Below are 26,655 nucleotides of genomic sequence, written 5' to 3'. Positions count from 1 at the left end.
TTACCAATCTGCCAACGAGGCATTGAAAATGTCTTGTGTAAGTCGTTCAAATATAACTTCATGCGCTTCACTTTTAATTGCATTTAATTGTGTGTCTGCAGGATAGTCGTAAAAGAACGAAAAGCTCTGGTCGAATGCGGCGTCTTCTTTTAATCGGTTGTAAAATCGAACTTTAACGCGCATGGTCAACCTGTTCTGCGCCGCGGTTTGTTGGGCGGTTGCCGACATTGGTGAAATCTTGTATTCTGTGATTTCACCTTCGTATAATAAATCGGTATTGCCATTATTTACCAAGCTTAGATTTGTCTGGTCCTGGATCCTATTCTGTAGGGCTTGGGTAAAATCCCTGTCGAGCCCTGGCTCAAAGGTGGATCCGGGACTTTGGGTGGCATAGTTCTGAAAGTAGGACACCTGAAACGTCTCTGCCTCACCGACATTGCCTCCCGTGAAATTATACACGCCACAAGCGAAGAGAAGTAGCATCGGTAATAGAAATAGAACTACTTTTTTTAGATATCTTAGTGGATTGAACTTCATTTTTTAAAGGTCGTATTGTTTTATTTTGCGGTATAAAGTACGTTCGGAAATTCCTAGTTCAGAAGCTGCGGCCTTTCTTTTTCCGCGGTTGCGTTCCAAAGATTTTTTGATAAGTTCCACTTCCTTCTCTTGTAAAGATAAGGTTTCTTCTTCCTCGATTTCTTCTGCAAAATGATATTTATCTTCATAAGAATCATTCGAGTACGACTGTTCTGCCTTTTTTGGTTCAGGCAAATGCAGCACGTTCATTGCAGTTTCTTCTTGGGTATCCATATCTAAGTCTACATCCTCTTCATCATCATCACCATATATTTTGCGGATCAAGTTTTCATTATCCTTTTGCACCTTTTGAGAATCATTGTTCTTAAGAAGTTCCATGGTCAGTTTTTTAAGATCGTTCAGATCTCCTTTCATGTCGAACAGAACCTTGTATAAAATTTCCCGTTCATTACTAAAATCGCTTTCAGATTTTGAACTGGATACTACCGCCGGTAAATTACTGGTCGTGTTGTTTGGGATATATCCATTTAAAGTAGCGGCGGAAATAGCTCTGTTCTCTTCCAAGACAGAGATTTGTTCGGCAATATTTCGTAATTGACGGATGTTTCCTGGCCATCTATATTTATTCAAAAGTGATATGGCATTGTCATCTAATCTGATCGTTGGCATTTTGTATTTCTGACTAAAATCAGATGCGAATTTTCTAAAAAGTAAATGAATGTCCTCTTGGCGTTCCCTTAATGGCGGGATATTGATTTCGACCGTGCTCAAACGATAGTACAGGTCTTCACGAAAGCGTTCTTTTTTTATGGCTTCGAACATGTTCACGTTGGTGGCCGCAACGATGCGCACATCGGTTTTTTGAACTTGTGAAGAACCTACTTTTAGGAATTCCCCATTTTCTAGAACACGAAGTAACCGTACTTGAGTGGTCAATGGAAGTTCGCCTACTTCGTCTAAGAATATAGTGCCCCCGTCGGCAACTTCAAAATACCCGCTTCTGGTTTGGGTAGCTCCTGTAAAAGCCCCTTTTTCGTGACCGAACAGTTCGCTGTCTATGGTTCCCTCAGGAATTGCGCCACAGTTTACCGCTATATATTTAGCGTGTTTTCTGTGGGACATGGAATGAATAATTTTTGGAATCGATTCTTTACCCACCCCACTTTCACCGGTGACCAATACGGATATATCAGTTGCGGCAACTTGCATGGCCTTTTCCAATGCTCTATTGAGTTTTGGGTCTTGGCCAATAATCTCAAACCGTTGTTTTATACTTTGTATGCTTTCCATAAATAATGGCTGCTAAAAGAGAAATTAATTATTATCTGAATATCCTACGGCAGTGCCCAGTAAGGTTGCCGAAGTGCAATCGTTTATTTTTACGTTCACAAAATCACCTATTTTATAATTTTCTTTTGGAAAAACTACAACGGTGCTTTGTGAATTTCTTCCCATCCATTCATCTTTGTTTTTCTTGGACGGACCTTCGATCAATACTTCCTGGGTTTTGCCAACGTGTTTTTCGGTTCTAAATTGACAGTGCTCTCGTTGTAGTGCTATAATTTCAGATAAGCGTCTTTTTTTGGTAGGCTCCGGCACGTCGTCTTCCAATTTTCTTCCGGCCATGGTTCCAGGTCTTTCAGAATAGGCGTACATGTACCCAAAGTCATATTTTACATATGCCAAAGCCTTTAAGGTAGCTTGATGGTCTTCTTCAGTTTCGGTTGGGAATCCACTGATGATGTCTTGTGAAATAGCGCAATCTGGAATTATTTTCCTAATGTTGTCTATAAGTTCGAAGTATTCTTCAATCGTATGCAAACGATTCATTTCCTTTAAGATACGATTACTGCCACTTTGTACGGGAAGGTGAATGTGGTTGCAAATATTTTTGTGCTTTGCCATGGTTTCAATAACATCTAAGGTCATGTCCTGTGGGTTGGATGTTGAAAACCGAATGCGCATTTTGGGTTGGGCCAAAGCGACCATTTCCAATAATTTTGAAAAGCTGGTAGCCGTTGCTTTTTGCATATCCGAAGCTTTCTCGAAATCTTTTTTGAGTCCGCCACCATACCATAAATAACTATCTACATTTTGTCCGAGTAGTGTAATTTCCTTGAATCCCTTTTCCCAAAGTTCATTTACCTCTGCTAGAATCGATTGAGGTTCTCGACTCCTTTCACGACCTCTGGTAAAAGGAACCACGCAAAAGGTACACATATTGTCACAACCGCGCGTAATGGAGACAAAGGCCGTAACTCCGTTACTGTTCAACCGTACCGGAGCAATATCTCCATAAGTTTCATCCTTAGAAAGTATAACGTTAACGGCATCCCGTCCTGAATCTACTTCCTTGATGAGGTTGGGCAGGTCTTTGTAGGCATCTGGGCCAACGACCATGTCCACAATTTTTTCCTCATCCAGCAACTTATCTTTAAGTCGCTCTGCCATACATCCTAAAACACCAACTTTTAAATGGGGTCTAGTTTTTTTTACCTTGTTGTATTCCGTTAGCCTTTTGCGAATGGTCTGTTCTGCTTTATCCCTAATAGAGCAGGTGTTTACAAGAATCAAATCTGCCTCTTCCAAAGTTTGGGTGGTGTTGAAACCTTCCGTAGCCAATATAGATGCGACGATTTCACTATCGGAAAAGTTCATGGCGCACCCATAACTCTCGATGTACAGATTACGTTGATTGGCTTCTTTTGCTTCCAATGCCAAAGTCGTGCCCTGCACATTTTCATCTATGGTTTTCTCCATTGTCTTTTTCATTTACCAAAAATATTTTGGGTTGGCAAAGATACTACTATAATCAAAAATATGACAAGATGACAGGGTTTTTTAGGGTATATTTAAGCATTACCTTCAATTATTATATAATTTTGCCGCAACTTATAATCAACCATTGAGAGATGAATTTGGAAAACAGTATAGAGCGTATTCAATCAAAACCCGAATTGGTTTTTGGAACAATATTCAGTAGGTCTTTTGACTTGTTCAAAAAAGTATGGTTACAAGGGCTTGTTACCTTGTTGCTGACTTTTGCCACCATTCTGCCATTTTACATTATTTTTTATATACCAATGATTGCAGCGGGTATCACTGATCCCCAAGCACTACGTGATAATGAACTACCTACAATGGTAACTATTGCTATGAGTATCTTGGGTCCTGTTTTTGCGATTGGGGTAGCCACATTCGGATTGGCGTTGAATGCCGCATTTTTAAAAATCTGCAAACAAAAGGATAAGGAGGAAATGTCTAAAGATGATTATTTTTTCTTTTTTAGGGATGGGCGCTTGGGTAAGGTCTTTATATTGGCACTGTACACCCTAGGGATAAGTTTATTAGGCCTATTGGCCTGTGGTATCGGTATTTTTTATGTCATAGTTCCCTTGTCGTTAATACCAGCTTTTTTAGCTTTCTCTGAAGAATTATCACCAAAAGAAATTGTAAAAGCAAGTTTTATGCTTGGAAACAAGAACTGGTTGGTAATTTTCGGATTGATATTCGTTACGGGTATCATAGCCCAACTTGGGCTATTTTTATGTTGTATAGGTGTACTCTTTACCGCTATGCTTAGTAAAGTGCCCACTTATTATATCTATAAAGATGGTGTTGGGTTTGAAAATGAGGAATAGGATCGATTCATTTTATATTCAGGAATAGTACACGTGAAATAAAAAGGGGAGGCCAATAGCTCCCCCTTTTTTTTATTACCCTTCCGAAGATATCATTTTGATATCTTGTTGGTCTACTTTTTCATTCACCAACGTTGTTTGTCTTTTAATAAGGGCGTTCAAAGCGTTGACCTCCGTATTCAGTTCTTGAGTGGCTTCTTTGAAAAATTCTTGGGCCTGTTGGGTAGGCGGGTAGTCGCCACGTTGAGAATCTACCATTAAAAACGCCAATCTATTGTTGATCCGTATTCCATAGTTCAAAGGATCTTGTCTACTTTGGTTTTTGGTCATATGTATATTATTCTCAATGACCGATAATTCTTTTTCATAGTCACTGATCAGTTGCTGAATTTCTTGGTTGTCCTTTGTTTTTCCCTTTAGATATTTTAGATCTTTCTGAATGTTCCTAATTTTGATAATCGCATCGTTGGCCTTACTGACCTGATTGCGAACCGCGATCAAAAACTCGAATTGATCTTTATAGTCTTTCTGGGTGTTCGGTAGCCTTGGGTCTTTTATGATGTTAAACTCCTGTTCTTTAGATTCGCTATTAACGGTTAGCTTCACCTTATAAGTTCCGGGTACGGCTTTAGGACCGATATTGGGTGATGAATAGAAAATCATTCCTTCGAATGCCTTGAACCCAGGATAACGCATATCCCATATCATTCTATTTCCACCGGCATTTACTTTTAAAGGCTTTGCAGCTTCAGGATTGAGTTTGTCTTCCGTGGCGATGGTAGAAAAGCGTTGGATCAACGTGCCGTCCGCCTCCATAATATCCAGGTCTACGGTATCCTTTTCGTTATAGCTTTTTAAATAATAATTGATAATGACTCCGTTAGGATGATTTTCACCCGCCAATTTCATATCTGGTTTTGACCATCCGCCCGATTGTTCCATCCGATAACTGCTATCCGGTTCGTATATATAGAAATCACTATTGGAGATTTCGGGGGATAATTGATGCAAGGGTGTAAGGTCGTCAATAATCCAAAAACTTCGGCCGTGTGTGGCAACGATTAAATTGTTATCCCTGACCTGTAAATCCCTAATGGCAGTAATAGGGAGGTTCAATTGAAATTTTGACCAAGATTTTCCATCGTCGAAAGAAAGGTACATGCCCCATTCCGTACCTGCATACAATAAACCTTTGCGGTCATGATCGGTTCGGATCACTCTGGTATAATCGCTCTCTTTAATGCCGTTAGTGATCAATGTCCATGTTTTTCCATAATCTTCGGTTTTATAAAGGTAAGGTGTGTAATCACCGAATTTATAAGCACTGGCCGCTACATAAACGGTACCTTTTTCGAACGGACTTGCATCGATGGAATTGATCATGTTCAGTTTTGGCGATAGGGAAGCGGGAGGGGTCACATTTTCCCAAGTTGAGCCATTATCACGGGTCACGTGTATCAATCCGTCATCACTACCCGTCCAGATCACTCCTTTTTCAAGAATGGATTCTCTAATCACAAAAATGTTGGAATAGAACTCCGCCCCTGTATTGTCTTGGGTAATAGGGCCTCCGGAAGATTTAATGGTTTCCGGAAGGGCTCTTGTCAAATCTGGAGATATAGTTTTCCAAGATTGACCTTCATCTGTGGTCATGTGTAGGTAATTGGAACCTGCGTATAGTATATTTGAATCGTGTCTGCTAAAGGTGACCGGATAGTTCCAATTGAAGCGATATTTCATGATTTCGACACCTGAACCTGCAGGGTTGTCTGGCCAAACATTGGTTGACCGTTCTTGGCCGGTGGTATGGTCCAAGCGGTTCATATAGCCTTTATAGGTGCCGCCATAAACAATTTGATTGTTCTTGGGGTCAGGTGCTAAATGTGCACTTTCGCCACCTGCCGTAGGTTCCCAATCCCGTTCTGTGATCGATTCTCCTGACGTGCGGTGCGCAATACGTAAAGCGGTGTTATCTTGTTGCGCCCCATAAATTCTATAGGGGAAAATACTATCGGTGGCGATACGATAGAATTGAGCAGTAGGCTGGTTGTAATAAGTTGTCCAGTTGTTTCCTCCATCATTTGAAATTTGCGCACCACCGTCATCGGCAATGATCATTCGGTTGTTGTTATTGGGGGCTATCCATAAATCATGATGGTCACCGTGGGGTGCATTTTTTAGGGTAAATGTTTTTCCACCGTCTGTAGAAACCCCATAACTTACGTTCATTACATATAGTTTATCAATATTTTCAGTATCGGCGTAAATACGGGTGTAATACCAGGCACGTTGGCGTAAAGCCCTGTTTTCATTAATTTTTTTCCAAGTGACCCCTGCGTCATCCGATCTAAATAGCCCTCCTTTTTCTGCTTCGATGAGGGCCCAAATTCGGTTGGAATCTAATGGAGAAACAGTAATGCCTACAATTCCCCAAGGGAATCCTGGCAATCCAGAATGTTCTGAAATATCGGTCCAGCTGTCACCTCCATCGGTGCTTTTAAATAATTTGCTATCTGGGCCTCCGCTGTCCATCCGGTAGCCGTTTCTTTTCATTTCCCATGTACTAGCATAGAGAATTCTGCTATTATTTGGATCCATGATTAGATCACCGGCTCCGGCTTTATCGCTTACATAAAGTATTTTCTCCCAATTTTCACCACCATCTTTCGAGCGGAAAACGCCCCGGGTTTCATTGGGCTTCCATAAATTACCGATGGCCGCTACATAGATTAAATCAGGATTTTTGGGATGTATCCTGATTCGGGAAATGTGCTCGGAATCTTTTAAGCCGATAAATTTCCAAGTTTCCCCGGCATCCAGGCTCTTCCACAAACCCTTACCGGAAGATACGTTTCCCCTGAGCGTTTGCTCGCCTTCACCTACATAAATGATATTCGGGTCAGATTCGGAAACAGCCACTGCACCTATGGATCCGCCAAAATAACCATCGGAAATACAGATCCAGGAATTTCCTGCATCGGTGGTCTTCCAAACCCCTCCGCCTGCGGTGCCCATATAATAGAGATTGGGATTGTTGGCTATACCCGTAACCGTGCCTGCCCTACCACCCCTGAATGGACCGATCAAACGGTATTCCATGCTGTTGTATAAGGAATCGTTATAGCTCACTGTGTTCTTTTTTCGTTGTGCGGTCGCATTTTGAAAAGGTTGAAAAAAAAGAAAACAGAGTAGAAGGTAAAGGTAGCGCTTCTTCATTTTAAGGTTTTTTGAGTTAGTTACTCTAAAAATAGAATTATTTATAAGTACTATGAAATAAGGGCTGTCAATTTTTACATTTATATGGAATTCTTGATTTTACGGGTGTTTTTAAGGTAAAATAAGGGAAGAAATAAAGGCTTGAAATTTTAAAGTTTAATTTTTAGTATACATTTGTAGCTATAAATACGGTTAATGGCGAAGAATTTAGTAATTGTTGAGTCTCCTGCAAAGGCCAAAACTATTGAAAAGTTTTTGGGGAAAGATTTTAAGGTTGAATCAAGCTTTGGACACATTGCGGATTTACCTTCAAAGGAGTTGGGAGTTGATGTTGAAAATGATTTTACCCCGAAATATATCGTTGACAAGGACAAAAAAGCCTTGGTCAAGAAACTGAAGGATCTTGCCGATAAAGCCGAAACTATATGGCTAGCGAGTGATGAGGACCGGGAGGGAGAGGCTATTTCGTGGCATTTGGCCGAAGAATTAGGTTTGGATAAGAAAAAAACCAAACGTATTGTGTTTAACTCCGTTACTAAAGCAGCGATTCAAAAAGCAATTGAAAACCCAAGGGAAATTAATTTTAACTTGGTGAATGCCCAACAGGCAAGACGAGTTTTAGATCGTTTGGTGGGTTATGAATTATCTCCTGTACTTTGGAAAAAAATAAAACCGGGTCTATCCGCAGGGCGCGTACAATCCGTGTCCGTTAGACTTATTGTAGAGCGCGAACGTGATATTGAAGCCTTTGAACCTCAAGCCTCGTTCAGAATTGCCGCGGAGTTTCAAACGGAGGAAGGAAGTGTTTTTTCGGCCAAACTGAACAAAACATTCGCAACCAAAAAAGAGGCCGAGACATTTTTGGAAAAAAACATAGCTGCTGATTTTTCAATTAGCTCTTTGGATAAAAAACCGGCAAAAAAATCACCATCGGCGCCATTTACGACCTCAACATTACAACAGGAGGCTTCAAGAAAATTATATTTTTCAGTAGGACGAACCATGCAGGTGGCCCAAAGGTTATATGAGGCTGGTTTGATTACCTATATGAGAACCGATAGCGTAAACTTATCTAATGAGGCTTTGACCGCCGCTAAAGAAGCCATTGTAAAGAATTACGGAGAAAAATATAGTAATACCCGAAATTTCACGGGGAAATCAAAAGGGGCCCAAGAAGCGCATGAAGCGATCAGGCCTACGGAAATGAACAATCAGTCCCCTTCATTGGAGCGGGATCAATCCAAATTATACGATTTGATCTGGAAACGGACCATCGCATCGCAAATGAGTGATGCCGAATTGGAGCGTACCAATGTAAGAATAAAAGCCAACAAGCATAAAGAGGAATTCAGTGCAAACGGAGAGGTCATTAAATTTGATGGATTTTTAAAAGTCTACATGGAAGGTGTAGATGACGAAGATGTTGCCGAAGAGCAAGAGGGGATGTTGCCTGCAATGAAAGAAGGAGAACACTTGTTGAATAACTTCATTTCTGCTACAGAACGTTTTACCAGACCACCATATCGTTTTACGGAAGCCTCTTTGGTCAAAAAACTCGAAGAATTGGGTATCGGTAGACCTTCCACGTATGCACCCACCATTTCAACTATTTTGAATAGGGGGTATGTAGAAAAGGGAACTATAGAAGGTACCGAAAGAAAATATCAACAACTTCTATTAAAATCTAACAAGATTCAAGAGAAGAACCTAACGGAAAATGTGGGTTCCGATAAGGGAAAAATGGTACCTACCGATATTGGTATTATCGTTACTGATTTCTTAGTCAGTAATTTCGCTAATATTTTGGATTATAATTTTACCGCTCAGGTAGAGGAAGATTTTGATGAAATAGCTTCCGGTGATGAAGATTGGAAGAAAATGATGAAGAACTTTTACAAAGATTTTCATCCAAACGTGCTCGATGTTGAAGAAAATGCAGACCGCGCAAGCGGAGAGCGTATTTTAGGCAAAGATCCCAAAAGTGGAAAGCAAGTTTCGGTAAGGTTGGGAAGATTTGGACCAATGGTGCAAGTAGGTACTGTTGATGATGAAGAAAAACCCACTTTTGCAAGTTTATTGCCCGAACAGTCGCTAAACACGATTACCTATGAAGAAGCCATGGACCTTTTTAAACTTCCAAGAAAACTTGGGGTCTACGAAGGTGAAGAAGTGTTGGCCAATGTAGGTAGATTCGGTCCGTATGTAAAATTTGGCGATAAGTTCATTTCCATGGACAAGGGCGAGAACGCTTTCGAAATAGAAATGGACAGGGCTATAGAACTGATCGTGGCAAAACAAAAAGCAGATGCACCTGTAGCGCATTATGAGGATAAAGAAGTTACGAAAGGCGTCGGTAGATTTGGTCCGTTCATAAAATGGGACGGAATGTTCATTAATGTGAACAAAAAATATGATTTCGATAATCTTTCGAATGATGATATAGTTGAACTTATCGAAGCTAAAAAGCAAAAAGAAATAGATAAGGTAGTACAAAATTGGGAAGAAGAAGGTATCCGCATCGAAAAGGCCAGATGGGGGCGTCATAATATCATAAAAGGTAAGATAAAAGTAGAATTGGCAAAGTCTGTTGATGCTACCAAATTTACTTTAGACGAGGCTAAGAAAATGATTGAGCAAAAAACCCCAAAGAAAAAGGCAAAAACGAAATCTAAATCAAAAAAGTAAGCTATTTTTAAGACGTGGTTCGAGGTATTGATTTTCAAAATTCATTAGTTAAATACCAATCCTTAATTTATTACAGAATAAAAACGACTTCTTGTAAATGGCCTTTGATTTTCTAGTTCCAGTCTCCGACAAAGTTTTGGCCCATAATGAGTTATTGCCTGACCAAGCCATTGGTAAAAACACCTATATACATACCGAAAAGGAAGGATTGCCCGTATTGGCAAACGCTACCGTTGCATTTTTAGGGGTTAGGGAGTCAAGGAACGCTTATGAGAAAAAGCATGAAAAATTAGATGTTTCTGCTATTAGGCTGCAGCTTTATAAGCTATTGATGGGAAACTGGAACGCTACTTTGATCGATTTAGGAGATATAGAAGAAGGTGCCGCAGTCGAGGATACATATTTCGTGGTTAAGGAAATCGTTGCCGGGTTACTGGAAGAAAATATTATCCCAATAGTTTTTGGCGCAACACAGGATATTACCTATCCGGCCTACAGAGCTTTCGATGGGATAAAGGAAATGGTTAATCTGGTGGCTATTGATAGTCGGTTCGATTTTGGTATCGATGATGAATTGATTTCTTCGCATTCGTACATGAGTAAGATTATTACCGATAAACCGAACAATCTTTTCAATTTTTCAAATATTGGCTATCAGAGTTACTTCAATGCCCAAGAGGAAATTGATTTAATGGAGAAATTGTTCTTTGATGCGTATAGATTAGGGGAGGTCGCCAATGATCTTTCTTTGGCCGAACCAGTGCTACGAAATGCACATATGGTCAGTTTGGACATGCGCTCCGTTAAGGCGAGTGAGATTTCACTTTCACCCAATTTTTCACCCAATGGTTTTACCGGTCGTGAAATTTGTACCATTGCCAGATATGCCGGTATAAGCGATAAAGTTTCCGTTTTCGGTATCTATGAAATGGAAAATACGGTTCAGTCCCAGCAATTGATCGCACAAATAATATGGTACTTTATAGAAGGGATGAATTATAGGATTAAGGAATCGCCCTATTCTAAAACCGATGACTTCGTCAAATACAATGTGCCTACAGAAGATGAAGAGCTCGTATTCTACAAAAGTTTATTAACAGAACGTTGGTGGACGGAAGTCCCATCTATATTTACTTCACATACTAAAGCCCAGACACCTGCGTTATTACCTTGCACCGAGAAGGATTATTTAGATGCATGTAATCAAGACATTCCAGAAAGGTGGTTTAAAGCTTATAAGAAAGGCTTTAATTAACGAGAATAATTTTAAGGCATTAAAGGACTTTAATACAATATTTTATATAAAACATAGTTTTAGATGTTAGAATAAACCATTGTATTCTGAGTTTAAACCATAATCGAAATTTAACCTAAAGTATGAAGAAGCTATTGTTATCATCTATAGCGTTTGTTTTTTTGCTCACAAGCTGTGGGTCTAAAACGAAAGGAGAGCTAACCGGTGTCCAGGGAAAAAAATGGTATCCTGAAAAACCATATGGAATGGAACTTATCCCAAGAGGTTCTTTCATTATGGGTAAAAGTGAGGAAGATCAAGCAAAATTATTGAATGCACCCACCAAAACGGTTACCGTACGTTCTTTTTATATGGACGATACCGAAATCACGAACAGTGAATACCGTCAATTCGTTGAGTGGGTAAAAGATTCTATTGTTAGAACGAAATTGGCCATTTTGGCTGATGAATTAGGTATAGGGCCTGAAGAAGGAGGTATTGGAGATTATGCATTTAGAGATGCCGATACCACTAGAGCTTCAGTTTACGATAAATATATGTTGGATAATTATTCTGGCATGGGAGAGACAGGTTATGAAGGAAGGGCTTTGAGCAAAGATGAAGATTTAATTTGGGACACCTCAGATTATCCAGATGAGTATTATACAGAGGTTATGGATTCTATGTATTTGTCCGAAGAAGAATCTTATAACGGTCAGCGTACTATTGATGTGAAGAAATTGAAGTACAAATATAACTGGATGGACATTCAAGCTGCGGCAAGGGCTTCCACAAAAGGCATTAGTAGTAGAAAAGATTTTATCCGGACGGAAGAGGTTGAAATCTATCCAGATACAACGGTCTGGATACGTGATTTCTCCTATTCGTACAATGAACCTATGCATAACGATTATTTCTGGCATGACGCCTACAGTGACTACCCAGTAGTGGGAATCACTTGGCAACAGGCCAAAGCTTTCTGTAATTGGAGAACAAAGTTCAAGAATGATGATAACAAGAGTCGTGGTAAACAATTTGTGAACCAATTTAGATTACCCACGGAGGCAGAATGGGAATATGCCGCAAGAGGTGGCATCGAAAGTGGAACCTACCCATGGGGCGGACCGTATGTGATAAGCGATACTGGTTGTTTCATGGCGAATTTCAAACCACAACGTGGAGATTACGCTGCAGATACTGCATTGTATACGGTAGAGGCGAAGTCCTATGAGCCAAATGACTATAACCTGTATAACATGGCAGGTAACGTTTCTGAATGGACCAATTCGAGTTACGATCCAAGTGCGTACGATTACGTATCAACAATGAACCCTAACGGTGGTGATCAGTCGAATACAAGAAAAGTAATTAGAGGCGGTTCTTGGAAAGACGTAGCCTACTTTTTACAAGTAAGTACAAGAGATTATGAATATGCAGATTCGGCCCGTAGTTATATTGGGTTCAGGACCGTACAGGATTATATGGGCGAAGAGGATTCAACACAATAAGTAAACATATTAACAGTTTTAGTATATAATCAAATCAAATTTTAAACCAAATCTTTTTTATTAAACCTTAATTAAATTAAAATCATGGCACAGTCAAAATCAACAAAAAAACTATTTAACATGGCCTATGGTCTTGGAGCATCGGTAGTAATCATTGGCGCATTGTTTAAAATTCTTCACTGGGAATTCGGACCCTTGACAGGTGGTCTGTTATTGGCAGTTGGTCTAATTACAGAGGCCCTTATATTTGCTATTAGTGCTTTCGAACCAGTAGATGACGAATTGGACTGGTCGTTGGTTTACCCAGAATTAGCTGGTGGAGAAACCAAAGCTGCTAAAAAAGGTCAACTCGCTGAAATAAAGGAAGCTGAGACTTCTTTGTCCAAAAAATTGGATGATTTATTGAAAGAAGCTGGTGTAGATGCAAATCTTATGGAAAGTTTAGGTTCAAGTATCAAGAACTTTGAAGGTGCTGCCAAAGGTATCGCCCCAACTGTAGATGCAATGGAATCAACTAGAAAATATTCTGATGAAATGGTTCAGGCTGCCGCTCAAATGGAGTCGTTGAACAGTCTGTATAAAGTACAATTGGAAAGTGCTAGTAGACAAGCTTCCGTAAATGAGGAAGTGGTTCAAAATGCAAGTGCACTTAAAGATCAAATGGCATCATTGTCGACTAACCTTTCTTCATTGAATGGTGTTTATGGTGGTATGTTATCTGCAATGAGTAAAAGCTAATCAGATTTTAAGCAAGCCCAAATCAATTATTAATTAAAATCTAAAATAAAATCCATGGCAGGAGGAAAAGCAACACCACGTCAGAAGATGATCAACTTAATGTATTTGATCTTCATCGCGATGCTGGCATTAAACATGAGTAAAGAAGTATTGGCAGCGTTCGGTATAATGAATGAAAAGCTAGAGACTTCGAATGCAATGACCACCGCAAGTAATGAGGCGTTCTTGGCTAGTCTTGAAACTAAAGCCTCTGAAGATGCGGCGAAATACGATAAACTGTATAAAGATGCCCAGAAGATAAAATCGATGTCCCAAGAATATTACGATTACTTGGAATCATTGAAAACTGGGATGACCGAAGGTCTTGAAAATCCTAAGGATTATGCCCGTATGGATAATTCTGATTACTTGGATCAAAAATTCTTTCAAGGGGATAATCTTTCCGAAGGTGGAAAGGAATTCATGAAAAGACTTACCGATTATAGGGATAATGTAGCTGCAATTGTACCGGCTTCTTTGAAAAGTTCTGTTACCGATCGTTTTGATACAGGAAACGAAGAAGGTAAGGTACAGGCGAAAGATGGCATGCAAGATTGGATCAACTATCATTACGAAGGGTATCCTTTAATTGCTTCGTTGGCTAAATTGACCGCACTACAGGCTGATGTTAAGGTAACCGAAGAGGCCGCTTTGAAATCTATGTTAGAAGGCGAGTTGACCAGCCAAGTTTCATTGAAGAATTTTGCTACGTCATTACAAGGGTCTAAATCTGCGTATTATACAGGTGAGAAATATGACGGTAAGATTATCATTAGTAAAACCGATAATTCATCTACTCCAGTAAAAGCGGAGTTAACTTTAGACGGAAGAAAACTTTCTGAAGGTTCTGATTATAAATTAGAAGCGGGTGGAGTTAAAATGTTGATTGGTTCTGGTAATGCTGGTGACCATGAAGTAAAAGGGACTATCTACTTCATGCAGGATGGTGAAGAAATACCTGTTGAGGTTAAAAATACATTTGCAACGATTTCCAAGCCGAACGCCGCCTTGATAGCAGCTGACAAAATGAATGTTGTTTACCGTGGCGTTGCTAACCCAATGTCTATCTCGATACCCGGTATTCCAAACAACAAAGTAAAAGCTTCTGCCCCGGGTCTTTCTGTTGTGAATGGTAGTAAGTATGTTATGAATCCTGGTACCGGACGAACGGTTACAATTACGGCTTCCGGAACATTGCCAGACGGGCAAACCATTTCTTCTAATTCCGAGTTTAGAATTAAGGACATTCCAAGACCAGAAGGTAGTGTAAGTAAGCAAACGGGTAGTTTAAAACTTCCTAAACGTAATGTTGAAATATCGACTATCGGAGCTGGTTTAGAAGACTTTGATTTCGATTTAGACCTAGCTGTTAGCGGATTTAAATTTAAAGTTCCAGGTCAACCGACCGTATCGGTTAGAGGTAACAAATTGGATGCAAAAGCTAAAGCTGCTTTACAACGTGCCGGTAGAGGTGATGTTGTTCAAATTTTCGATATAGAAGCATATATCACAAATAATAAAAGTTACAAGTTGAAGAAAGTATCTCCTGTAGTAGTGGAGATAACAAACTAATAGAAATGGAATGATACCGGGTACGCCATATGGTTTTGCCCGGTTAAATTTAAAGTGAAACAAACATGAATTGGAAAAATGTTTTAGTAATCGGTGTGGTGACCCTGTTGCCTATGGCTATCATGGCCCAAGCCAATGTATTGAATGCCAAGAAGCCCGAAGAGGTCGGTGTCCGTACAGAAGCTCAAAAGGCTGTTGACAATGATGCTCCTTTACCTTACGGATATGTTGATGATAGGGATATTCTGTGGTCCAAAACCTTGTGGGAAACCATAGATTTGGATGAGCGCGTAAACTTCCCATTATATTACCCGACCGACACCATGGATATTGGACCCGACCGAAGGTCTTTGTATCAAGTGCTGATTAAAAATTTAAAGAGTGGAAATTTAGAGGCCTACACAGATTCTTATTTTACAAGCAAAAGAAACTTTGGCGATTTAAAGGATGCCTTACAGATGGTAGATACGTTAGATTACGGGTATGAGCAAATGAACGCAGGTGAAACTGTATCAGAAGAGTATATTACCCGTAGAAACATTACTGCTTCTGAAATCGAGGAGTATCATATTAAAGGAATTTGGTATTTCGATAAAAGACAGGGAGAATTGAAATATCGTCTTTTAGGAATAGCACCAGTTGCGCCAGACGTAAATTTCATTGACGATGAAAATCCAGATAAAGTTGAACTTTTTTGGGTATGGTATCCAGATGCACGTGAGATCCTTCATGAAGCAAAGGTGTTCAACCAACAGAATTCAGCTCAACCGATTTCTTTTGATATGTTGTTGAACGCACGAAGGTTCAACGCCGTTATCTATAAAGAGGATAACGTTCAAGGTGATCGAGAAATAGACGATTACATTGCAGACAATGCATTGTTCCAATTGTTAGAGGCCAAACGCATTAAAGAAGAAATTAGGGATAAAGAACAAGACATGTGGGCTTATTAAGCTTTAGAATACTTCCAATTCAAAAAATTAAAACCCGATCTTTGGATCGGGTTTTTTTGCTTATTGTCATCTGCCATCCTTACTCATTTCGTTACTTTTGTGGTATGATAGATTATTTAGTGGTTGGCCTTGGGTTGGCGGGTATGTCTTTTTGTGAGACCTTGAGAAGAAATAACAAGACGTTTAGGGTGATCAATGATCGGTCGCAATCTTCTTCTCGTGTTGCTGGCGGACTCTACAATCCGATAATCTTAAAGCGTTTCACACTTTCGTGGAAGGCTGATGAGCAACTTTCGGTCGCAATGGATTTCTATAGTCAGCTTGAACGATTTTTAGGAATACAGTTTGACGAAAAATTAGACGTTCTTCGAAAATTCGCATCCATTCAAGAGCAGAATTTATGGTTCGAGGCCGCTGACAAAAATCAATTAAAGCATTATTTGGATGCTCAAATAATTTCCAATAACAACCCAAGTCTTAAAATTCCATTTGGTTTTGGAAAAGTGCTGCATACGGGTAAACTCAATACGGAAACACTTTTAAATGCTTATACCGAATGGTTGAAGTACGAAGAACAAATAGATTTATCGACGTTCGACTATGATAATTTACAAATCTTACCAGAATATGTCGTTTACAAAGGTCACCGTGCAAAACAGATAGTTTTTGCAGAAGGCTTTGGCTTGATGCAAAACCCATATTTTAATTATTTGCCCATGCTGGGCTCAAAAGGAGAGTACGTGATTATTGAAGTTAAGGGTTTGAACGAACGCAAAATTATTAAGTCTTCCCTGTTTTTAATTCCGCTAGGGAGCGATTTATATAAGGTGGGTGCTACCTATAACAGAAATCAAAAGGATCACCGAACTACTGAAGAGGCTAAAAATGAAATGATGAAAAAGTTGAATAGCCTATTGAACTGCGATTATAAAATTGTCGACCAAGTAGCAGGAGTTCGCCCAACCGTTACCGATAGAAGGCCGTTGGTTGGTAGACATCCTAAGCATTCTAACCTTTGGGTCTTGAATGGCTTTGGCTCTCACGGAATTATGATAGCACCATGGGCTTCGTTGGCTCTTTTTGAACGTATCGAATCTGGGAAACCTTTATTACTTGAAATGGATGTAGAACGATTTAGGCCGATTTAGCTTTTGGTAGATGCTGCCATTTTTGCCTTCGGGTCATATTTTACGAAAATATTAATCCAGATATTTCTTGATAATCGTATAATGACCGGCATGAATACGACCATGGTGATGACGATGGCTATAAAGGTCTGTATTAAATCTGCACCTATAAAAAGTTTGGCAATTACAAAGGCGGCAACTGCAAATGCAATTCCTACGCCATAGCTAACATACATGGCGCCATAAAAGAATGAAGGCTCAATTTTATATTTAAGGTCACAAGTGTTACATCGGTCATTCATTTTGAATATTTTACCCAAGTGATAGGGATTTTTATCCAAATACATACTTTCTTCATGGCATCTAGGACAACTTCCTGTTAAAATGCTGTAGAGTTTGTTTCCTTTTTTTAACATTTGCAAAACTTTATGCAAAGGTACATTAATTAGGGTCTTTTCATCCGGTAAAGAACCGCTCAAAATAATATTTTGCTTGAAAAAAACCTTTCTATGAGGTAGAAGGTTTTTTATTAATAAACTAGAAGATTATAATTTATGTTAAACGTTCACAACCTTTCTGTCTCCTTTGGTGGGGAATACCTTTTCGAGGAAATTTCATTTAGGTTAAACGCCGGAAACAGGGTAGGTCTCGTAGGTAAGAATGGAGCGGGTAAATCTACTTTGTTGAAAATGCTGAACAAGGATATGGCTTTGGATACAGGCGTGATAGCGGTTGAGAAGGACATAAAAATTGGTTTTCTTAGGCAGGATATTGATTTTGTTCAAGGTAGAACGGTGTTGGAAGAGGCCTATCAGGCTTTTGAAGAAATCAAGTCTTTAGAGCTTAAATTGGACGAAATCAACCACCAATTGGCAGAACGAACCGATTACGAAACCGATTCCTATAGCCAATTGATAGTTGATTTAAACGATGTTTCCCATCATTATGAAATTTTGGGAGGCTACAATTATCAAGGTGAAACAGAAAAGATTTTACAAGGTCTAGGGTTTAGGCGGGAAGACTTCGAAAAAAAGACCGAAACTTTTTCTGGTGGGTGGCGTATGCGAATAGAACTCGCTAAATTATTATTACAGAGTAACGATGTACTGCTATTAGATGAGCCTACAAACCACCTAGATATTGAATCCATTATTTGGTTCGAGCAATTTTTGAATAATTATACGGGGGCGGTTGTGATTGTTTCCCACGATAAAATGTTCTTAGATAATGTAACGAATAGAACGATTGAGATTTCCTTAGGCCGTATTTATGATTATAACAAACCGTACTCCCAATACTTAGTGCTACGTAATGAGATAAAACAGCAGCAGCTGAACGCACAAAAGAACCAGGAAAAGGAGATTCAGCAGGCAGAACGTTTGATCGAGAAATTTAGGGCTAAATCGACGAAAGCTTCCATGGCGCAGTCCCTCATCAAAAAGTTGGATAAGATCGAGCGTATCGAGGTTGATGAGGATGATAATAGTGTAATGAGTCTGAGATTTCCTGTTTCTGTTACACCGGGTAGAGTTGTTGTAGAGATTGAGCACCTTTCAAAGGCCTACGGTAAAAATTTGGTGCTTGACGACATTAATTTATTGATAGAACGAGATAGTAAAACGGCATTTGTAGGCCAGAATGGACAAGGTAAGTCTACATTGGCTAAAATAATTGTTGGAGATTTGGAACATGAGGGCCATTTAAAATTAGGACATAAGGTTCAGATAGGTTATTTCGCCCAAAATCAGGCTGAATATCTAGATGGCAACAAAACGATTTTAGATACCATGATTGACGCCGCCAATGAAAAAAATAGGAGTAAGGTTCGAGATATTCTCGGTTCTTTTTTATTCAGAGGTGATGAGGTCGAAAAATATGTAAAGGTTCTCTCGGGAGGTGAGCGTAACCGGCTTGCTTTGGCCAAAATGCTATTGCAGCCGTTCAATGTGCTGGTGATGGACGAACCTACCAACCACTTGGACATCAAATCAAAAAATGTACTGAAGCAAGCATGTTTGAATTTTGAAGGTACCCTAATTCTCGTTTCGCACGATAGGGATTTTCTACAAGGCCTTACCAACAAGGTTTATGAATTTAAAGATCATAAAATCAAGGAATACCTAGGTGATGTGGATTTCTATTTAGAACAACGTAAAGTTGAAAATTTTAGAGGCATTGAGAAAAAACAAGAGGTAGTTGCAGAAAAAGAAAAACCTAAGAATTCGAATTCATTCCAAGATCAGAAAAAGCTGAAAAGTTTAAATAATCAATTGAGTTCGGTTGAGAGCGAAATTGTTAGTCTTGAAAAGGAGATTAAGAAAATTGACCATAACTTACTGGTGGCGTATGATGCTACTATAGCAAAGCCCAACTTTTTTGATACTTACCAAGCTAAAAAGAAAAAGCTTGAGAAATTGATGCAGCATTGGGAATCAATTACACTAGATATAGAATCTAGAGATGAATAAGGGTCTAAAGTTTTGATTCATAGGATTTTTCACAACAAATTTTCTCGCTTTCACAACAATCGTTGGTCAGTCAACGATAAAATTTCTTTATTTAGCGTTAAATGTTGAAATTTGTAGGATAATTCTTAGTTGAAAAGAATTTCACTGATTCGAAAGCATATGAAAAAACTATACAACATAAGTTTCTGTTTATTTTTTCTCACTACAATGTGTTTTGCGGAAATATCTAAGAAAGAGAAAGAAGCCTTGCTGGATCTTTATGCTTCCACCAATGGTAATCATTGGGTTAAGAAATGGGATTTGAATTCTCCGGTCTCTCAGTGGTACGGAGTTAAAATTGTAAATGATAAGGTAGTAGGGCTTAATCTGTTCCATAATAACCTTATGGGACCGATATCTTCTCAGATTGGAAACTTGGAATATTTAGAGGTTTTGAATCTTGCGTTTAATTCTTTGACAGGAGAGCTTCCGGAAAGCATTGTTTATTTATCCAATTTAAAGGTGTTGAAATTAGAGATGAATAGGCTCAATGGCGAGCTTCCAATGAAAATAGACAACTTAAGTAAGTTGGAAGAATTATCGGCATTCAATAACTTTTTATCCGGTGAGATTCCTGCAACAATAGGAAATTTGTCAGAGTTAAAAATATTGAACCTTTCGAGTAATTCTTTTAACGGAACTATACCTAGCTCTTTGGGGAAGTTGTCACAATTAGAGACCCTAGGGTTGTTTGAAAATAAGTTGCAAGGAACTATTCCTGGAGATATGGGTAATCTTGGAAACTTAAAGGAATTGGTTTTGGCAAACAATAATCTTAATGGTGAAATACCTAATGAATTTTCTCAATTGGCAAGTCTTGAGGTGTTTCAGATTCAGAATAATAATTTTTCTTCCTTTAAGGCATTGGAATTTTTAGAAACAAAAGAATATTTAGTCTTTGATTACGATAAAGAAGACAGAAAAAAAGAGTACAAAGATGTTAACTTCAGTAAGACCAGAATGGCAGATACGAAGTTTGAAGATGTTGAAAATTAAGAGTAGTTTACACTTTTAGTTAGTTTGGTGAAAAAAAGAGATGTGAACTTCACATCTCTTTTTTAATATCCCTCAATTAACCTGTTCGGGTTATCATAAATTTATTTTTCGAACGTTATAGTTAAGGTTCTTTTTGGAGTAAAGAACGGTTAAAAGTGTATCTCATTTTGAAGGGATACACCTTTTGAACTGAAGCAATTAATCTTTCAATTATGAATAACTTCTTAAAATACGCCCTTTTTATCCTTTCCATCGCATTAGGTCAAGGCACGAAAGCTCAAATTTCAAATACAGAGAAAGAGTTTTTAATAAATTTGAACAAGAGTACATCGGGAGAGCATTGGCAACATACATGGGATTTAAACGCAGACCCATCATCATGGTACGGGGTCAAAATTGAAGCCGGGCATGTGGTGGGCTTGAATTTATACCGAAATAAGTTGGAAGGAAAAATTCCCGTTGGAATAGGAAACCTTAAAAACCTTAAAAACCTAAATTTATCTTTTAATACACTTGAGGGTAATATTCCTCCTGATCTATTTGAACTAAAAGAAATTATTTCGATTAGATTAGAGATGAATAAATTGAGCGGTACGCTACCGAATGACTACGCTAAGTTGCAAAACTTGGAAGAGCTTTCGATGTTCAATAATTTATTGGGCGGCACCATTCCCGAAGGCATTGGTAGCTTAAAAAGGTTAAGGTCTTTAAATCTTTCTAGTAATTATTTGGAGGGTAATTTACCCAAGGGCCTTGAGAATTTGACAAATTTGGAACGACTCGAATTATTCGGGAATAAATTGACCGGATCCATTGATGTTGAATTAGGTAAATTGGTCAGTTTAAAAGAATTGATTTTATCCTATAATCAGTTTGAAGGTGATTTACCAAGTAGTACGGCTAGCCTCAGTAATCTAGAATTTGTTCAATTGCAGGGTAATGATTTTAGGTCCTTAAACGCGCTGATGCAGTTAAAAAGTCAAAATCTTGCCGTTTTCGATAGTGATGATGAATTCCTGAACCTTAAATTTAAAAAGGGAGTTGTAGACAGAACCCGTTTAGTGGACACGAAATTTGAGGATGTAAAGAATTAGGATATTTTTAATTGATCAAAAAAGAGGTGTACTACACCTCTTTTTTTGTTTCTTCACTCATCCAGGAACTAATTAAATATGCTTCAAATGCTATAGGTCTTTTTTATCGTCATGTCCAATGTCATCGATTTCGACCATTTTAAAATTAAATAGTGGCCCGAATGGGCAAGAGCGGTGGTTTGATTATGTAGTAGAACTTAACATGAATTTTTGAACTGGTGATTTGTTAGGGTATTCAATTAGGAATGGAGCTTTTACCTAAAAGGTAAATCGAGTCGTTTCACAATTAAATTTGGTCGTTTCATTTAAATAAAGAAATCCACAAGGGTCTAAAAAAGTATATTTACCCCTGTGTTTTTAAAAGAAGTTTATAAATAATAACATAATGCGAAAAATTATTTTTACCGGTTTGGGTATTCTACTTATCATTATTTCCATAGTCTTATCTAAGGTAATCATTGATAGTAAAAAAACTTTTAAACCTAAATCTGAAAAAGTGGTAAAGACTGTTTTTACTGAGGTGGTTGAAAACAAAACAATTCCTATAGTGGTCACGGCGAACGGTAATTTGACCGCTAAACAACGCGTAGAACTGTATGCTGAAGTTCAAGGTGTCTTTAATAGGAGTAGTAAGCTGTTTAAAGAGGGCCAGTCCTATAAGCAAGGGGAAACCATCATCAGTATTGATGCAAATGAATATTCGGCCAGTGTGCAATCGGCAAAAAGTAACCTCTTTAATCAGCTTACGGCGGTTATGCCCGATTTACGGTTAGATTATCCTGATATTTATTCAAAATGGCAAGGTTACCTTAATGATTTTGATATGTCGAAAAGTACTCCCGCACTTCCCGAAATGACAAGTGAAAAGGAAAAATTCTTTATTTCCGGTAGGGGCATATTGACGAGTTACTACAACGTAAAGAATTTAGAACAACGTCTTTCGAAATATAGGATTGCCGCTCCTTTTTCTGGGATACTTACAGAGGCTTTGGTTACCGAAGGTACATTGGTCAGATCTGGTCAGAAGCTCGGTGAATTCATAAATCCAGAAATTTATGAGCTAGAAGTTTCCATTAGTAAAACCTATACCGATCTTTTAAAAGTAGGGGAGTCGGTCGAACTGACCAATTTAGATGACAATTCGAAGTATAAAGGTAAAGTGACCCGAATTAATGGGAGTATCGATCAAGCATCGCAAACCGTTAAGGCCTATATTGAGGTGGATGATAAAAATTTAAGGGAAGGCATGTACCTAGAGGCTAATTTGGATGCTAAAAAAGAAGAGAACGCCATCGAAATAGATAGAAGTTTGCTTTTAGAGGGCAATCAAATTTTTGTGGTGCGCGATTCTATTTTAGATATTATAGATGTTGATCCCGTGTATTTTTCCGATAAGCGTGTCGTACTTAAGAATGTGCCTGATGGGGTGACCATCATGTCAAAACCTTTAATAGGTGCTTATACCGGCATGGCCGTTAAAATTTACTCAGAGCAACCTGAAAATACCAAAGGATAATGCGTAAACTCATAGAATATTTCATACGGTACCATGTTGCTGTCAATGTGGTCGTTATTTCATTTGCGCTTTTTGGTATCGTTGGTGCAAAATCCTTGAAATCTTCCTTTTTTCCGCTTGCAGATTCTAAAAATATTTCTATAACGATAACCTATCCAGGGGCATCGCCTCAAGAAGTTGAGGAAGGTATCGTTCTCAAAATAGAGGATAATCTTAAAGGACTAGAGGGCGTAGATCGTGTAACGTCTACTTCAAGGGAAAATAGCGGTTCTATCAATGTGGAAATTGAAAAGGGTAGGGACATAGATTTCATGTTGTTGGAAGTGAAGAATGCGGTAGACCGCGTGCCAACTTTTCCTACCGGTATGGAGCCGTTGATCGTTTCTAAATTGGAAGCGGTAAGACAAACCATTTCTTTTGCCATTAGTGGGGAAAATATTCCGTTGGCCACTTTAAAAAGTGTGGGAAGGGAAATTGAAAACGACCTAAGGGCCATTGATGGAATTTCTCAAATAGAAATCTCAGGATTTCCAGATGAAGAAATAGAGATTGCGGTAAACGAGAACAGTTTACTGGCCTATGGTATTTCCTTTTCAGAAGTAGCCAATGCCGTAAGTAACGCCAATATTCTGGTTACGGGAGGTAATATTAAAACCGATGCAGAAGAATATTTGATCCGAGCCAATAACCGTTCGTACTATGGTGATGAGCTTTCAAATCTAGTGGTAAGGGCCGATGCCTCGGGTAGTGTAATCCGCTTAAGGGATGTGGCCATTATTAGGGACCGTTTTGCAGAAAACCCGAATGCAACTTATTTTGACGGTAACCTATCTGTAAATACATCTATTACGAGTACCAATACAGAGGATCTTATAGTTTCTGCAGAAAAGGTAAAGGAATATATAGAAGAATTCAATCAGAAATATAACAATGTAAAGCTTGATATTGTCTCCGATCAGTCTACCACATTGGTACAACGTACCCAACTGTTGACCGAGAATGCGATAATGGGCATGATCCTTGTATTGATCTTTCTTTCACTTTTCTTGAACACTCGATTGGCATTTTGGGTGGCTTTTGGTCTTCCTGTGGCATTTTTGGGGATGTTCGTTTTCGCTGGCTTTTTTAATGTCACCATCAACGTACTCTCCCTTTTTGGAATGATTATCGTGATTGGAATTTTAGTGGATGATGGTATTGTTATCGCAGAGAACATCTTTCAGCACTATGAAAGAGGGAAATCTCCAGTACAGGCTGCGGTAGACGGTACTATGGAAGTTCTTCCTCCTATTATATCCGCTATTATAACCACTATTTTAGCATTTTCCATATTTCTTTTCTTGGATAGTAGGATCGGGGAGTTCTTTGGTGAAGTATCCGTAATCGTAATATTGACCTTGGTGGTTTCCCTATTTGAGGCATTGATCATCTTACCCGCGCATTTGGCACATTCAAAGGCCTTGCAACCATTGGATGATAAACCAAAAAGCGGCTTTGCACAAGCGTTTGCAAAACTCAGGGTAATCAATGAATTCGGAGATCGATTAATGACGTGGATGCGTGATAAACTATACAGTCCAGCATTGCATTTTTCGATGAAATATAAGGTCTTGACCTTCAGTTTCTTTGCAGGTGCTCTTATTTTAACTTTCGGTGCAGCAGGCGGAGGTATCATTAGAACGGCATTTTTTCCCAGGGTTGCGAGTGATCGGGTGGGTATAGAGTTGCAGATGCCCAACGGTACGAATGAAAAAATTACCGACTCTATTATTTCCATGATAGAGGAAAAGGCAAATATTGTCAATGAAGAACTAACCGAGAAGTATCTGAAAGGAACGGGCAAGGTGCTTTTTGAGAACATGATCCGGAGAATAGGACCCGGCTCTTCCACGGCACAATTGAATATCAATCTTTTGCCAGGTGAGGAAAGACCAGACGTAATTTCATCGGATATGGTTACAAGTCGGTTAGAGGAGCTTGTTGGGCCCGTAATCGGCGTAGAAAGCCTTATTTATGGTTCTGGAGGTAATTTTGGGGGATCTCCGGTTTCGGTTTCTTTATTGGGGAATAACATCGAGGAACTTAAGGCTGCCAAAACCGAACTAAAGACCATTTTACAAAGTAATTCAAGGTTAAAGGATATTTCAGATAACGACCCTGCAGGGATAAAAGAAATACGCTTGAAATTAAAAGAGAATGCCTATCTATTAGGTCTCGATTTACGTACGGTAATGACGCAGGTGCGTTCAGGTTTCTTTGGGGTACAGGCACAACGTTTTCAAAGATCGCAAGATGAGATAAAAGTGTGGGTAAGGTATGAAAAGGATGAACGTTCGTCAATCACCAACCTTGATGACATGCGTATTGTGACTCCTTCCGGTGAGCGCGTACCGTTAAAGGAAATCGCAGAATATACGATCGAAAGAGGTGATGTTGCCATCAATCGATTGGAGGGACGCCGTGAGATACAGGTTTCTGCCGATATGAAAGAGGTAAAGGATAGTCCTACAGAGATTATGACCGAAATTCAAAATGTGATAATGCCCGAAATACAATCCAAATACCCAACGGTAAGCGCGTCGTACGAAGGGCAGAATAGGGAATTGGGTAAATTGACAGGATCGTTGAAAGTAGTAGGTTTCACCATTTTATTGTTGATCTATATAACCATAGCTTTCACGTTTAGAAGCTTTAGTCAACCCTTAATGCTTTTATTATTAGTGCCCTTTAGTTTCACAGCAGTGGCATGGGGACACTGGATCCATGATTTCCCTATTAATGTGATTTCTTTATTGGGGATTATCGCCCTAGTTGGTATAATGGTAAATGATGGGTTGGTGCTCATAGGTAAGTTCAACTCTAACTTAAGGGATGGTATGACCTTTGATAACGCCATTTACGAGGCAGGCAGATCACGTTTTAGGGCTATATTTCTAACGTCTATCACCACTATTGCCGGTTTGGCCCCATTAATGGCAGAAACCAGCAGACAGGCACAGTTTTTAAAGCCAATGGCAATATCAATAGCGTATGGTATCGCCATAGCGACCATACTTACCTTACTCATGCTACCTATTTTTCTATCGTTTGGTAATTATCTAAAATCCAAGAACAGGATGTTGGCCTCTGGTCATAAAATTACCAAAGAAGAGGTTGAAAGAGCAATTATAGAACGAAAGGAAACCGCCCATTTAGAAGGTCATTTGGTACACGGTAATGAAGCTGAAGATCCTGAACAAATTGAGGGAGGAACGAAAAATTTAAAGGAACCAGAAAACTAGAAGGTATATTA

18 protein-coding genes are annotated in these 26,655 nt (G+C 39.0%); 13 read left to right on the top strand and 5 right to left on the bottom strand.

Going from position 1 to position 26,655, the window contains the following annotated elements:
• Genes ACNR9Q_RS00790 through miaB form a run of 3 tightly spaced genes read right to left on the bottom strand, consistent with a single transcriptional unit; the run spans position 1 to position 3,297 of the window.
• On the bottom strand, positions 1-537 hold the full coding sequence (locus tag ACNR9Q_RS00790; protein WP_419212677.1) for an LptE family protein: 537 nt from the start codon (positions 535-537) through the stop codon (positions 1-3).
• 3 nt (positions 538-540) lie between these two features.
• A complete protein-coding gene (locus ACNR9Q_RS00785) occupies positions 541-1,827 on the bottom strand; it encodes a sigma-54 interaction domain-containing protein (RefSeq protein ID WP_419212676.1) in 1,287 nt (428 codons plus the stop codon).
• A 24-nt stretch (positions 1,828-1,851) separates the two neighbouring features.
• Positions 1,852-3,297, bottom strand: a complete 1,446-nt coding sequence (gene miaB / locus ACNR9Q_RS00780; RefSeq protein ID WP_419214231.1) for a tRNA (N6-isopentenyl adenosine(37)-C2)-methylthiotransferase MiaB — start codon at positions 3,295-3,297, stop codon at positions 1,852-1,854.
• A gap of 152 nt (positions 3,298-3,449) precedes the next feature.
• On the opposite strand from miaB, the gene ACNR9Q_RS00775 reads away from it, so the two are divergent.
• Positions 3,450-4,178: a hypothetical protein gene (locus ACNR9Q_RS00775; RefSeq protein WP_419212675.1), complete on the top strand. Its 729-nt coding sequence runs from the start codon at positions 3,450-3,452 to the stop codon at positions 4,176-4,178.
• Between the two features lie 75 nt (positions 4,179-4,253).
• Here the strand turns inward: ACNR9Q_RS00775 and ACNR9Q_RS00770 are convergent, their stop codons facing one another.
• Positions 4,254-7,394, bottom strand: a complete 3,141-nt coding sequence (locus ACNR9Q_RS00770) for a VPS10 domain-containing protein (RefSeq protein ID WP_419212674.1) — start codon at positions 7,392-7,394, stop codon at positions 4,254-4,256.
• Positions 7,395-7,589: 195 nt separating this feature from the next.
• Between ACNR9Q_RS00770 and topA the strand changes: the two genes are divergently transcribed.
• The 7 genes from topA (at position 7,590) to ACNR9Q_RS00735 (ending at position 17,271) form a co-directional block, all read left to right on the top strand.
• The gene (gene topA / locus ACNR9Q_RS00765; RefSeq protein ID WP_419212673.1) at positions 7,590-10,079 is read left to right on the top strand and encodes a type I DNA topoisomerase; all 2,490 of its coding nucleotides are present in this window, start codon (positions 7,590-7,592) and stop codon (positions 10,077-10,079) included.
• A gap of 97 nt (positions 10,080-10,176) precedes the next feature.
• Positions 10,177-11,334, top strand: a complete 1,158-nt coding sequence (locus ACNR9Q_RS00760) for a formimidoylglutamase (protein ID WP_419212672.1) — start codon at positions 10,177-10,179, stop codon at positions 11,332-11,334.
• Positions 11,335-11,456: 122 nt separating this feature from the next.
• Positions 11,457-12,821, top strand: a complete 1,365-nt coding sequence (gene gldK / locus ACNR9Q_RS00755; RefSeq protein WP_419212671.1) for a gliding motility lipoprotein GldK — start codon at positions 11,457-11,459, stop codon at positions 12,819-12,821.
• A gap of 84 nt (positions 12,822-12,905) precedes the next feature.
• On the top strand, positions 12,906-13,559 hold the full coding sequence (gene gldL / locus ACNR9Q_RS00750) for a gliding motility protein GldL (protein ID WP_419212670.1): 654 nt from the start codon (positions 12,906-12,908) through the stop codon (positions 13,557-13,559).
• 54 nt (positions 13,560-13,613) lie between these two features.
• A complete protein-coding gene (gene gldM, locus ACNR9Q_RS00745; protein WP_419212669.1) occupies positions 13,614-15,170 on the top strand; it encodes a gliding motility protein GldM in 1,557 nt (518 codons plus the stop codon).
• Between the two features lie 65 nt (positions 15,171-15,235).
• Entirely contained in the window at positions 15,236-16,123 is an 888-nt protein-coding gene (gene gldN, locus ACNR9Q_RS00740) for a gliding motility protein GldN (protein ID WP_419212668.1), read from the top strand.
• A 104-nt stretch (positions 16,124-16,227) separates the two neighbouring features.
• Entirely contained in the window at positions 16,228-17,271 is a 1,044-nt protein-coding gene (locus ACNR9Q_RS00735; protein ID WP_419212667.1) for an NAD(P)/FAD-dependent oxidoreductase, read from the top strand.
• On the opposite strand, the gene ACNR9Q_RS00730 is transcribed toward ACNR9Q_RS00735, so the two are convergent.
• Positions 17,268-17,666 (bottom strand): DUF983 domain-containing protein, encoded by a 399-nt coding sequence (locus ACNR9Q_RS00730; protein ID WP_419212666.1) that lies wholly within the window; start codon positions 17,664-17,666, stop codon positions 17,268-17,270. The genes ACNR9Q_RS00735 and ACNR9Q_RS00730 overlap by 4 nt on opposite strands.
• Positions 17,667-17,804: 138 nt before the next feature.
• Between ACNR9Q_RS00730 and ACNR9Q_RS00725 the strand changes: the two genes are divergently transcribed.
• The 5 genes from ACNR9Q_RS00725 to ACNR9Q_RS00705 all read left to right on the top strand — a co-directional run bounded on the left by ACNR9Q_RS00725 (position 17,805) and on the right by ACNR9Q_RS00705 (position 26,644).
• Entirely contained in the window at positions 17,805-19,718 is a 1,914-nt protein-coding gene (locus ACNR9Q_RS00725; RefSeq protein WP_419212665.1) for an ABC-F family ATP-binding cassette domain-containing protein, read from the top strand.
• 159 nt (positions 19,719-19,877) lie between these two features.
• On the top strand, positions 19,878-20,753 hold the full coding sequence (locus tag ACNR9Q_RS00720) for a hypothetical protein (protein ID WP_419212664.1): 876 nt from the start codon (positions 19,878-19,880) through the stop codon (positions 20,751-20,753).
• A 212-nt stretch (positions 20,754-20,965) separates the two neighbouring features.
• On the top strand, positions 20,966-21,847 hold the full coding sequence (locus tag ACNR9Q_RS00715; RefSeq protein WP_419212663.1) for a hypothetical protein: 882 nt from the start codon (positions 20,966-20,968) through the stop codon (positions 21,845-21,847).
• Positions 21,848-22,232: 385 nt separating this feature from the next.
• Positions 22,233-23,363 (top strand): efflux RND transporter periplasmic adaptor subunit, encoded by a 1,131-nt coding sequence (locus ACNR9Q_RS00710; RefSeq protein ID WP_419212662.1) that lies wholly within the window; start codon positions 22,233-22,235, stop codon positions 23,361-23,363.
• Positions 23,363-26,644, top strand: a complete 3,282-nt coding sequence (locus tag ACNR9Q_RS00705; RefSeq protein ID WP_419212661.1) for an efflux RND transporter permease subunit — start codon at positions 23,363-23,365, stop codon at positions 26,642-26,644. The genes ACNR9Q_RS00710 and ACNR9Q_RS00705 overlap by 1 nt, the downstream gene beginning before the upstream one ends.
• Positions 26,645-26,655: the final 11 nt, after the last annotated feature.

The organism is Maribacter sp. X9 (assembly GCF_048537565.1).
Classification (GTDB): domain Bacteria; phylum Bacteroidota; class Bacteroidia; order Flavobacteriales; family Flavobacteriaceae; genus Maribacter.
This window is presented reverse-complemented; position numbering and strand designations above follow the sequence as displayed.

Excerpts from the sequence above, each read along its gene's own strand:
- ACNR9Q_RS00790 (WP_419212677.1), bottom strand. The coding sequence starts at position 537 with ATGAAGTTCAATCCACTAAGATATCTAAAAAAAGTAGTTCTATTTCTA.
- ACNR9Q_RS00785 (WP_419212676.1), bottom strand. The coding sequence starts at position 1,827 with ATGGAAAGCATACAAAGTATAAAACAACGGTTTGAGATTATTGGCCAA.
- miaB (WP_419214231.1), bottom strand. The coding sequence starts at position 3,297 with ATGGAGAAAACCATAGATGAAAATGTGCAGGGCACGACTTTGGCATTG.
- ACNR9Q_RS00775 (WP_419212675.1), top strand. The coding sequence starts at position 3,450 with ATGAATTTGGAAAACAGTATAGAGCGTATTCAATCAAAACCCGAATTG.
- ACNR9Q_RS00770 (WP_419212674.1), bottom strand. The coding sequence starts at position 7,394 with ATGAAGAAGCGCTACCTTTACCTTCTACTCTGTTTTCTTTTTTTTCAA.
- topA (WP_419212673.1), top strand. The coding sequence starts at position 7,590 with ATGGCGAAGAATTTAGTAATTGTTGAGTCTCCTGCAAAGGCCAAAACT.
- ACNR9Q_RS00760 (WP_419212672.1), top strand. The coding sequence starts at position 10,177 with ATGGCCTTTGATTTTCTAGTTCCAGTCTCCGACAAAGTTTTGGCCCAT.
- gldK (WP_419212671.1), top strand. The coding sequence starts at position 11,457 with ATGAAGAAGCTATTGTTATCATCTATAGCGTTTGTTTTTTTGCTCACA.
- gldL (WP_419212670.1), top strand. The coding sequence starts at position 12,906 with ATGGCACAGTCAAAATCAACAAAAAAACTATTTAACATGGCCTATGGT.
- gldM (WP_419212669.1), top strand. The coding sequence starts at position 13,614 with ATGGCAGGAGGAAAAGCAACACCACGTCAGAAGATGATCAACTTAATG.
- gldN (WP_419212668.1), top strand. The coding sequence starts at position 15,236 with ATGAATTGGAAAAATGTTTTAGTAATCGGTGTGGTGACCCTGTTGCCT.
- ACNR9Q_RS00735 (WP_419212667.1), top strand. The coding sequence starts at position 16,228 with ATGATAGATTATTTAGTGGTTGGCCTTGGGTTGGCGGGTATGTCTTTT.
- ACNR9Q_RS00730 (WP_419212666.1), bottom strand. The coding sequence starts at position 17,666 with ATGTTAAAAAAAGGAAACAAACTCTACAGCATTTTAACAGGAAGTTGT.
- ACNR9Q_RS00725 (WP_419212665.1), top strand. The coding sequence starts at position 17,805 with ATGTTAAACGTTCACAACCTTTCTGTCTCCTTTGGTGGGGAATACCTT.
- ACNR9Q_RS00720 (WP_419212664.1), top strand. The coding sequence starts at position 19,878 with ATGAAAAAACTATACAACATAAGTTTCTGTTTATTTTTTCTCACTACA.
- ACNR9Q_RS00715 (WP_419212663.1), top strand. The coding sequence starts at position 20,966 with ATGAATAACTTCTTAAAATACGCCCTTTTTATCCTTTCCATCGCATTA.
- ACNR9Q_RS00710 (WP_419212662.1), top strand. The coding sequence starts at position 22,233 with ATGCGAAAAATTATTTTTACCGGTTTGGGTATTCTACTTATCATTATT.
- ACNR9Q_RS00705 (WP_419212661.1), top strand. The coding sequence starts at position 23,363 with ATGCGTAAACTCATAGAATATTTCATACGGTACCATGTTGCTGTCAAT.